We start from the raw sequence: 11992 nt of genomic DNA on the forward strand, positions 1-11992 counted from the left end.
AAAACAGTTACATCAATCCTCCAAAAGTTAAATACTTAGTAGGCCTTTTTGTTTTAAGGAAGGATTAACATAAAGTTATATTTTATGAATCTAAGCCCTGGCATCCTCCTAAATTGCTGATATAGCATAGTAATAGATTCTAACTATTCCATTATAGAATTAAATGATTGTGATTAGTTCTTTCAATTCTCTAAATTTATAGTAATCTGGTTAAGTTTTAATAGCGGATCAGTTTTCACTAACAAAAGACAATATATATGGAAAAAGAATCGAACGATATTAGCAAGTGCCCGTTTCATAATGGCAGCATGAAAAGTAATGTAGGTGGTGGCGGTACCCGAAATGGCGACTGGTGGCCAAAGCAGTTAAAACTGAGTATTTTGCGTCAACATTCTAATTTATCCAACCCAATGGATGGAGAATTTAGTTATGCCGAAGCTTTTAAAAGTTTAGATCTAGCCGCATTAAAGGCAGACCTTCATGCACTGATGACCGATTCGCAAGATTGGTGGCCGGCAGATTTTGGTCACTATGGAGGTTTATTTATCCGCATGGCATGGCACAGTGCAGGGACCTACAGAGTAGGCGATGGCCGTGGTGGTGCAGGTGCCGGATTACAACGTTTTGCACCGCTGAACAGTTGGCCGGATAATGTGAGCCTTGATAAAGCCCGCAGATTACTTTGGCCCATTAAACAAAAATACGGGCGCAAAATTTCTTGGGCAGATTTAATGATCTTAACAGGAAATATCGCACTAGAATCGATGGGCTTCAAAACTTTTGGTTTTGCCGGCGGGCGTGAGGATGTTTGGGAAGCAGATGAATCGGTATATTGGGGTTCAGAAACAACCTGGCTGGGTGGCGATCTCCGTTATGCACACGGTTCTGATGGTGCACATAAGGCGCATGGCGTAGTGGTTACGGATGACGATGCCGATGGAGATGTTCACTCACGTAACTTAGAAAAACCACTTGCTGCAGTGCAAATGGGATTAATATATGTAAACCCTGAAGGCCCGGATGGAAACCCAGACCCAATCCTTGCTGCGAAAGATATCCGCGATACTTTTGGCCGCATGGCAATGGATGATGAAGAAACAGTAGCATTAATTGCTGGTGGGCACACCTTTGGTAAAACGCATGGTGCTGCTTCAGCAGATCACGTGGGCAAAGAACCTGAAGCCGCCGGTATCGAAAGCCAGGGTTTAGGATGGAACAATAGTTATGCTTCTGGAAAGGGTGCTGATACCATTACGAGTGGGTTGGAAGTAACCTGGACCACAACACCAACGCAGTGGAGCAATAATTTTTTCGAAAACCTGTTTGGATTTGAATGGGAATTATCAAAAAGCCCTGCCGGTGCACATCAATGGAAAGCTATAAATGCGGAGGCTATTATTCCTGACGCATTTGACGGATCGAAAAAACATCTGCCAACCATGCTTACCACCGATCTTTCTTTAAGATTCGATCCGGCTTATGAAAAAATATCGAGACGTTTCTTAGAAAATCCAGATCAGTTTGCTGATGCATTTGCCAGGGCATGGTTTAAATTAACCCATCGTGATATGGGACCTTTGGCACGTTACCTGGGGCCAGATGTACCGCAGGAAGAATTGCTTTGGCAAGATCCAATACCTGCGCTTAACCATGCATTGATCAACGAGAGCGATATCGCAACATTAAAAGCAAAAGTATTGGCTTCAGGACTGAGTGTGGCCGAATTGGTCTCTACTGCATGGGCTTCGGCTTCTACTTTCCGCGGTTCTGATAAACGTGGTGGTGCCAATGGCGCGCGGATCCGTTTGGCTCCTCAAAAAGATTGGGCAGTTAACAATCCTCCACAATTACAAAAAGTATTGGGCGTATTATCGGATATTCAAAGTGAATTTAATGCAGCACAAATTGATGGTAAAAAAGTTTCCTTAGCCGATTTAATTGTATTGGCAGGTAATGCTGCAGTTGAAAAAGCTGGCGCTGCTGCCGGACATTCTGTTACAGTTCCTTTTGCACCTGGACGGATGGATGCTTCGCAAGAACAAACCGACATAGAATCTTTTGGTTATTTAGAGCCCGCTGCTGATGGTTTCCGTAATTACCGTAATTCAAAATCTCCTGTTCCTACGGAAGAATTCCTGATCGATAAAGCCCAGTTGCTTACTTTAACTGCACCTGAACTGACGGTGTTGGTGGGTGGCTTACGTGCCCTGGATACAAATTTTGATGGTTCGAAAAATGGTGTCTTAACCGGAAAACCCGGTCAGTTAACTAACGACTTTTTTGTAAACCTATTGGATATGGAAACTGCATGGAAAGCTGTGGGAGAAGATAAAGAACTCTATATCGGAAGCAGCCGTTCAACTGGTCAGCCAAAATGGACCGCAACCCGTGCTGATCTTGTATTTGGTTCTAATGCCGAACTTAGGGCAATTGCAGAAGTATACGCAAGCACAGATGCACAAGATAAATTTGTGAAAGACTTTGTGGCCACCTGGAATAAAGTAATGAATTTAGATCGTTTTGATTTAAATTAATTAGAAATACAGCGTAACATTTAAAGGCACCGAAATTTTCGGTGCCTTTTTTGTATTATCGTTTTTTCTCATGTTCTGATGCGGATCTCACTTTGCAGTTTGTAAAGGGTAATTCAGCATAAGACACGTCCATCTTTCAGCAAATGGTTTGTTTTTAGTATTGGAAACCTTTGAAACGTAGTTTGAGCAGCGTCTATTTTCTCCTATAACCTAATAAATAAAAAATATTTTAATATTTTTTATTTATTAAAAACAATTCTCAAACTTATTTGTCTTTTAGTTTCATTAGTTTGTTTGGTTTAGTTTTATTGGTGGATGCTAATAAGACAAAATAATTGGCCTCATAGAAATATGGGGCTTTCTCATTTTAACAGATTTACCCAGCAATTAAAATAGGCGAGCTGATTAATGCGCGCTGTGATAACACTGGGTACCCTTCGTTTGAAAAAAAACTCATTTTTTTTATTCAATTCTTAAAAATACACTTAAGTAGGTGAGGCATAATGAATTTAGACTGAGCCATTTTTTGATTTACCTGGAATATTTACTCAAAAAAATCAATGCCTGTAAAAGTAATCATACTGTAATCGAATTTATACGATAGCGTATTTCTAATGATCGAAATAATATTCTTGATTTTGTGATAAAATATTTAATATTGAATTGATAAATCGATTTATCAATAACCGAATATGATGATGAGCTTAGGAATATTTGCTGCATGTGGTGCAGTATATGTCTGTGTAGTTTATTTGTGTGTAGTTTTTAAAAAGTTTGAAAATACGATCTCCCATCACACAATTGCTTTTAACTCAAAGCCTTCTGATTAAAAATGATATTTGCCATCAGTTATTTTTATTGAATAATTGATAAAACGTTTTAGCTGCTAGCAGTTGAATTATATATTATTAACTAACCATTTACTAAACCTAAACCAATGAAAATCAATCTACTAAAGATTTCAGGGCTTTCTGTGCTTTTTTTGCTCAATAGTCCTGTTTTTTCGATGAATCCGGTTGCTGAAAAATCCGATGGATTTTCTGAGCTAAGAATGCCTTTAGTGCATATCCAAAACCGAAAAGTAATTACAGGAACTGTATTAGACGAAAAAAACATACCTATTCCTGGAGTGGGCATCAAAAATATTTCTTCAGGTAAAACTGCTGTAACCGATGAAGCTGGTAAATTCAGCATTGAGGCCAACCCGAACGATGTGATCCGTTTTTCTTATGTAGGCTATCAAAATAAAGATGTTACAGTGGGCAATGAAGCCAACATAAGCGTTAAAATGATGCCTGCCGAAGCCAATAAGTTAGATGAAGTAGTGGTAATTGGTTATGGATCGGTAAAAAAAACAGACCTCACGGGTTCTGTTGGTGTGGTCAAAGCAAGCGAACTTCAGGAACGTCCGTCTTCATCCCTAAACCAGGCACTAGCTGGCCGTATTTCTGGTGTACAGGTAAATACCAACTCGGGTAGGCCCGGCGGACAGACTAATATCAAAATCCGCGGATTTAGTTCAATCAACACGAGTAACAATCCACTTTATGTGGTAGATGGCGTGGCTTTGCCAGTGGGCTCGCAAACACAGAACAGTAATGCTATCGATTATATTAACCCAAGCGATATCGCTTCTGTAGAGGTGTTAAAGGATGCGTCTTCAACGGCTATATATGGTGCGAGGGGTGCAAATGGGGTAATTTTAATCACGACCAAAAAAGGAACAGCAGATGCCCAGCGCATTACCTATGATGCAGATTTTGGTGTAAATACATTGGCGGCACATCATGTTAAAATGCTCGATGCTTTCGAGTACGTTAAAGTGCAGGATCTGGCTTACGAGAATATTAAAGTTTACGATCCGGTAGGTTGGGCAGCAGGAAGTTACGCATCCACACCCGTTCCTAAAGCCGCCAGAATTGCTTTACCTCAATTTTTCGATAGCAGTGGAAATCCATTATATAATACCGATTGGTTAAAAGAATCTACACAGAACAAACTTTCGCAAAATCATCAGCTGGGTTTTACAGGTGGGAATGAAAATAGTACCTACGGTGTTTTTGCAGGCTATCGCGATGACCAGGGACTTTTACTAAACTCTTATTTAAAACGTTATTCGGGCAGGTTTAATTTCGATAGTAAAATTAAACCATGGTTAAAGGTAGGCGGTAATTTGAGCTACAATAACCAGAATGAAAACATTGTTGATCAGGGAACAGGCGGCTTAAATTCAGTCCGTATGATTACAGAAGCATTCCCTTTTCTACCAATTAAACTGGCAGATGGCAAGTGGGGCGATAATAAACTGATTCCATGGGCAGAAGGAGGTTCCAATCCGGTGCACATCTTAACCGATCAAAAATATGGAATGGTTACCCAAACTGCTTTGGGGAGTATTTACTCTACCATTAGCTTTAGCAAAGATTTAGAGTTCCGTACCCAGTTAGGGGCCAATATTGTGAGCCGTAACATTAACGAGTACAATGCCAAACAATTATACGGTATCTCTGACGGACAGAATGGAACGGCGAATGTTACCGACGATCGGGAAACCTTCTGGTCATTGGAAAACTATTTAACCTATAACAAACGTTTTGCCGAATCGCATGCCATTAATGCGTTATTGGGTATCTCGTGGCAGGCCACCAACTTCTTTAGCAACACCAGCCATGCCGAGAATTTTGTAACCGATTTCTACGGAAACAACAATATGGGCTCTGGAAGTAAGTCGATAACGGTGGGCTCTAGTAGGAACAGATCGGCTTTTAACTCTTATTTTGGAAGGTTAAACTATGCCTTTAAAGATAAATACCTGGTTACTTTTACAGGTAGGGTAGATGGGTCATCCAAATTCGGAGAGAACCATAAATTCGCCTTTTTCCCTTCGGCAGCATTGGCCTGGAAAGCCTCAGATGAAGATTTCCTTAAAGGAAACAAAACCATCTCTAACTTAAAACTAAGAACCAGTTATGGTTTAAGTGGTAACTCAGAGCTTCCTGCGTACCAATCGCTCGCCACATTAGTGAATAACTCAGCCATTATTAACGATAGTAGGGTAACAGGCATTGGTATCGGTAGGTTGGCAAATCCAGATCTGGTTTGGGAAAAAACAGCTCAGGTTGATGCGGGTTTAGAATTAGGCTTGTTTAATAACCGCATTAATTTAGAAGCCGATCTTTATTACAGAAAAACAACCGATATGTTATTGGATGCACCGGTTCCGCGTACCACAGGGTACTCGGTGATCAGAAAAAATATCGGCTCTATGCAGAACAAAGGTTTAGATTTGGGTATCAATACGGTAAACGTACAAACTGACGATTTTACCTGGAAAACCAGTTTTAACATTTCCCTTAACCGTAATAAAGTACTTTCTTTGGCCACTCCTGATGATATTTTTGGTGTGGGTAACCCAAATTTCACCAATCAAACTGGTATTATCAGGGTAGGTGAGCCCGTGGGTTCATTTTGGGGGCTTGTTCGTTTAGGGACCTGGAGCGAGGCCGAAAGGGCAGAAGCCGCTAAATATGTAAGTTACCGTGGTGGTAAAACTTTGCTTCCGGGCGACATTAAATATTTAGATGTAAACGGCGATCATGCCATTACAGATGCCGACCGTCAGATTATTGGTAACGGAACACCAAAAGGCTGGGGATCGTTCGGTAACTCATTCCGCTATAAAAACCTAGAGCTGATTGTAGAGCTTCAATATTCTTATGGTAATGATGTGTTGAATATGACCCACCACTCGGGTGAGGACAGACAGGTACAGGCCAACAGTTTTTCCAGTGTATTAAATGCCTGGACTCCTCAGAACCAGAATACACCGATTGCCGCCATCAGGGATCAGTCTGCCGGATATGTAACCAACGTAGATACCCACTGGTTAGAAGACGGTTCTTTCATCCGCGGGAAAAATCTTTTACTCGGTTATACATTTGATAAAACACTAGTCGAAAAATTACGCTTAAGTAAACTCCGCGTTTATGCATCTGTTCAGAATTTCTTCCTGGCCACCAAGTATACCGGTAACGACCCTGAGGTAACCACTTATGGAAATGCATTTGCACAAGGTCAAACATTTTTCGATTATCCAAAGCCAACTACTTTCATGGTAGGCTTAAACATTGGATTATAAACATTAACTAAAGAAAGGATATCAAAATGAAAATAAATATAAAAAATATCGCTGCTTTGTTGTTGCTAAGCGGTGCTATAATCGGGAACTCTGGATGTAAGAAGTTTTTAGATGAAACAGATCCCACCAATCTTTCGCCCAATAGTTTTTATACTTTACCCGAGCATGCAGAGGCGGGTATTGCTGCTGTTTATGCAGAGATCCGGTTTATTGGAAACGGTGCTGGTATTTATTCCAACAACTGGCAGATGCTGGATGCACCAACGGGAATACAATCTACCGAAACCGCGCAAAACTCCGACCTGAATAATTTGTATTCATTAATTTATGATGGAACAAACTTGCATGTTAACCAAACCTGGAACGGCTTTTACAAAGTGATTGCACAAACCAACCTGGTATTGGATAAAGTTCCGGGCATTAATCCGATGGATAATGCGCAGAAAAAAAGAATTTTAGGAGAGGCATCTTTCATCAGGGCCTGGGCCTATTTTTACCTGGTACGTTTATGGGGTGATGTACCTTTGATTACAAAACCGATTACCAGTCCTAACGATCCTAATTTTTCTCCTTCCCGTACACCACAAGAACAGGTATACAAGCAGATTGTTGATGATCTGGTTGCTGCAGAAGCAGCAGGTTTGCCTTTTATGGATGCAAGCGGGCGTATTTCTACAGCGGCAATTAAAACGGAACTGGCAAAAGTATATTTAACCATGGCCGGGCAACCCCTTAACAAGGGAGCAGCTTATTATAAATTAGCTGCAGATAAAGCCAAAGAGGTAATCGATTATTCAACCGGGAATCCTGCATCACTTGGATTATTTCCAAGTTATGGAGCCCTGCACGATGCGAAGAATGACAATAAAGTGGAGCATTTATTCGGAATCCAGTACAATGATGCTGCCGGATCTGGTAATCCTTTACAGTCTTCATATCTACCTTTACACCAGCCTTTGGTTTCTAAAATTGATGGGATTGGAACTGCTATCCCAACAGCAAGTTTTTATGGTTCGTATGAAGCAGGAGATTTAAGGGCTAAAAACAGAGAAGGTTATTTCTTTACCGATTATTATACCGATGGCTTTAAAATGCCGCTGATTAACCGTGGTAAACCTTATGTTTTTAAACACTTCGATCTGATTGCAAATGGAACACTAGGTGTAGAAGGTACCAGCAGGAGTGATCTGAATATTCCACAGATCCGTTATGCCGAAACGCTATTAATTTATGCAGAAGCACAGAACAGGGCAGATGGTAGCCCGAATGTTGCTGCATATACTGCGGTAAATGCTGTAAGGAAAAGGGCTCAACTGGCTGATCTTGCAGGCTTGAGCCAAACGCAGTTTGAAGAAGCGGTTTGGAGAGAGCGCTGGCATGAACTGTGTTACGAAGGTATTACCTGGTTTGATATGGTTCGCTTGCGTAAAGTGTACAATGAAACCACTAATGGTTTTGATAATTTTGTTGGTCACATTAACAAAAGTGTAAACCAACCTTTGCAAACCAAACATTTATTGTTTCCGATTCCGACTTCGGAAATCAAAAATAACCCCAATCTGACTCCAAATCCAGGTTATTAAACTGAAAATTTCAATAAGAAAATGGTGCCGAAAATTTTTCAGGCACCATTTTTTGTTTAGTGGGGTTTAATGACGATTCTACGCAATATATTGATTCGTTAAATCTCATGTCATTCGTGTTGATTTTTATACAATAAATAATCTCTCAGGATAATAAACGCATATGTATTTCGCGTTTGCTGCGCCTCCGTGGCTAACTACTAAAATGCAAGCAAATAAGTGCATGTTTAGCTGTTCCATCTCTGGTAATAGAAAACATAAAGTATAAAACCCCGAAATTAATTACATCGTTGTAAATCCAATCTGAGGCACATTTTTAGCTTATTTGAATTATAGCCCTTTACATCTGGCGCTACAGATTTTTATATTAGATAAATAAGTCTAACCAAATTATCCATGTTTAAGAATCAACCAAGGCCAACATTCGCTGGGACTATTCATTTTTTTTCAGGCTAATATTCCATTCTATTTCAGCAGCCGTTTTGCCATCTAACTAAGTTCTGAACTTTTTACAGCTAAGCATTTGGCGGTTCTGACTTCGACAAAGATCATTTAACAGATAATCATTAACTAAACTATAATTATGAGTAAAATTTACAACCAAAAAGTAGTATTGCTATACCTCAGGCGCATCTGTGCAGGTAAGGCAAAAAAAGTTGCGTTTTTGCTTCTGGTGCTGCTGGGCAGTATCAGTGCTTTTGCCCAAACTGTTATTGTGGGTACTATTAAAGATAACAAAGGCATAACGCTTCCAGGGGTAAGTGTAAGGCTAAAAAATACATCAGTTGGCACCTTAACCGATGCTTCGGGTAAGTATAGCATAAAGGTTCCTGATGGCAATCAAACCCTGGTATTCACATTTATTGGCTTTACTACACAAGAAGTTACCATAAACGGTAGAAGCACTATTAATATTACGATGGACGATGGTGTGCAAGGCCTTAACGATGTAGTGGTGATCGGATATGGTACTGCACAGAAAAAAGATGTTACCGGTGCCGTTTCGAGTATTAAAGCCACGCAGCTGGAAAATGAAAATCCAAATAGTGTTACCGATATTCTTCGTGGTAATATCCCGGGCTTAAGTGTTGGTTTTAATAACAGCGCTAAAGGTGGAGGAGATCTGCTTGTGCGTGGTAAGACAACGCTTACGGGTACTACAACGCCCCTGATTGTGTTAGATGGTGTTATTTTTATCGGCCAGCTGTCTGATATTAACCCCAACGATATCGAATCGGTTGATGTACTTAAGGATGCAAGTTCGCTTGCGGTTTATGGTGCTAAAGCAGCAACGGGGGTTGTAGCCATTACCACTAAAAAAGGAAAAAGCGGCGCGCCAACCATTACCGTAAATACAAACTTCGGGATGGCTACCCTGGCCGAGGATCAACCTGTGTATGATGGTCCGGGTTTTTTAAACTGGCGTGCTGATGTACAGCGTAGTGGCGGGGTAAACCCACCGTATATCTACAATGACCCCAATAACCTGCCAGAGGGCGTAACACTTACCCAATGGTTAAATGGACAAACCACCACCAATCCAACTGATCTTTGGTTAAGCCGTCTTGGTCTTTTGGCCAACGAGAAGGCCAACTACCTTGCCGGAAAAACAACCGATTGGTACGATATGCTTTTTGTAACGGGCCAACGCCAGGATCATACCTTAAGCCTCAGTGGGAAAAAAGAAGAAGTTTCTTATTACATGTCGCTTGGTTATCTTAAAAACGAAAGTATTATTGCTGGTGGTGGCTTCAGCACTTTCCGTACCCGGTTAAACCTGGAAGGTAAAGCGGCTAAGTTTTTAACCCTGGGTATGAACCTACAATTTGCCGACCGTGATGAGGGCGCTATTGAAGCACAGTTTTCGCAACTGCCGGATTTATCTCCTTACGGCGATTTTTACAATGCAGATGGCTCTTTGAGGAGAATCCCTACCGATGATAACGGCCTTAATGCCCGTAATCCTTTTCTTGACCGAACTTATAATTCGAGGTTGCAAAAACAGAGTACTTTGTTTGGTAGCCTTTATGCCAAGGTACAATTGCCTTTTGGTATTACTTATCAAGCTAATTTTAGTCCGGGTTTAGATCAATACCGCACCTTTAACCACCAATCTTCTAAAAATCCAAATGTAACCATACCTGGCGGTTCAGCATCAAGGGCGCAGGAAACCAGATACAACTGGCAGCTGGATAATCTCTTAAAATGGAACAGGACCATTGCAACAGATCATAACATTGATGTAACGCTTTTGGTTAATGCCGAAAAATATTCTACATGGTATACCATTGCCAGTAATGAGGGGTTTGCGCCTACAGATGTTTTGGGTTATCATAACATTCAAAGTGGTAACAAACCAACCGTAAGCAGCGATGATAAGGTGTACACGGGCGATGCTTTGATGGCCAGGGTAAATTATTCGTACAAAGGCAGGTATGCTTTAACAGGCTCTGTGCGTAGAGATGGGTACTCTGCTTTTGGAGCTTCTAAAAAACGTGCTAATTTCCCTGCTGCTGCAGTGGCCTGGACAGTAAGTGAAGAAAGCTTTTTGAAACCGGTTAAATGGATCGACTTTTTAAAACTGCGTTTATCTTACGGTATCAATGGAAACAGAGAAATCAGGGATGCCAACAACGTGATTGATCCTTATGTAGCTATCCAGACTTTAACCGGGGGCAAGTATCAATCGGTTAACGGCAGTGGTACACCAGGAGAGGTGAATACGGTTGTAAACAGCTCGCGTTTGGGTAATCCAAACCTGGAGTGGGAGAAAACAAAGTCGTTAAATCTTGGTTTGGATTTTGGATTTTTGAACAATAGAATCAACGGATCTATTGAACTTTATGACAAGAAAACATCAGATCTCTTAATTGGTCAGACTTTACCGAATGTTTCGGGTTATGTAAATGTTATTGCCAATTTGGGCCGGGTAAATAACAGAGGATTTGAGTTTAGCATCACCAGTAAAAACTTTACAGGCGGAAATATCACCTGGAGCACTTCTGCAAACCTTTCACTTAACCGCAATAAAATTGTTGGCTTGGCCACACCTAATGATGATCCGGGTAACGGATGGTTTATCGGTAAAGATATCGATGTAATCTGGGAGTATAAAATTTTAGGGGTATGGCAGGAAAATGAAGTGGCAGAAGCTAATAAGTTTAACAAGGGTATTAAGCCGGGCGACTTTAAATTACTGGATGTAGACGGAAATTATGTGTACAACGACCTGGATAAACAGTTTATAGGCTACAGAAGCCCAAGGTTCAATTGGTCGTTCCGCAACGATTTTAACATCTATAAAAATTTCGATTTTTCTTTTCAACTTATATCTAGCTGGGGGCAGCTTAGGGCGGATAACCAGACTAAAAATCAGCCTGGCAGTGTAGGTTTTGGCCGATCGAGCTCATATGCTGTACCTTATTGGACTCCCGGTAACCCCATTAATGATTATGCCCGCCTAAATTCGGGTTTAAGTGGTGTAAGTTTTAATTCGTATCGTAAAAGCTCGTTTATCCGGTTAAATACCATTGCGCTTGCCTATAGCCTGCCCAAAGATTTTCTGGGTAAACTGAGGGTGCAGGGTGCAAAAATATATGCCAATGTAAGTAATGCTGGTGTATATGCGCCAAACTGGAACCAATGGGACCCGCAAACTGCAGATAATAATGGAAATCCGGTTCCAACACCAAGAGTTTACACTTTCGGACTGAATGTTACCCTTTAAAAAATGACAA

Annotated in this window: 4 protein-coding genes; all 4 read left to right on the top strand. The window is 40.8% G+C overall.

What is annotated here, in order from left to right; genetic code table 11:
• Positions 1-257 precede the first annotated feature (257 nt).
• The 4 genes from katG to AC1RJ8_RS14465 all read left to right on the top strand — a co-directional run bounded on the left by katG (position 258) and on the right by AC1RJ8_RS14465 (position 11982).
• Positions 258-2534: a catalase/peroxidase HPI gene (gene katG / locus AC1RJ8_RS14450; RefSeq protein ID WP_492954432.1), complete on the top strand. Its 2277-nt coding sequence runs from the start codon at positions 258-260 to the stop codon at positions 2532-2534.
• A gap of 937 nt (positions 2535-3471) precedes the next feature.
• Positions 3472-6672, top strand: coding sequence for a SusC/RagA family TonB-linked outer membrane protein (locus tag AC1RJ8_RS14455; protein ID WP_492954433.1), 3201 nt, complete (start codon positions 3472-3474; stop codon positions 6670-6672).
• A gap of 26 nt (positions 6673-6698) precedes the next feature.
• A complete protein-coding gene (locus tag AC1RJ8_RS14460) occupies positions 6699-8255 on the top strand; it encodes a RagB/SusD family nutrient uptake outer membrane protein (RefSeq protein ID WP_492954434.1) in 1557 nt (518 codons plus the stop codon).
• Positions 8256-8838: 583 nt separating this feature from the next.
• Complete coding sequence (locus AC1RJ8_RS14465; protein WP_492954435.1) at positions 8839-11982, top strand: SusC/RagA family TonB-linked outer membrane protein; 3144 nt, start codon at positions 8839-8841, stop codon at positions 11980-11982.
• The last annotated feature ends 10 nt before the right edge of the window (positions 11983-11992 follow it).

It is taken from the genome of Pedobacter sp. GW822-FHT03F06, from assembly GCF_058801365.1.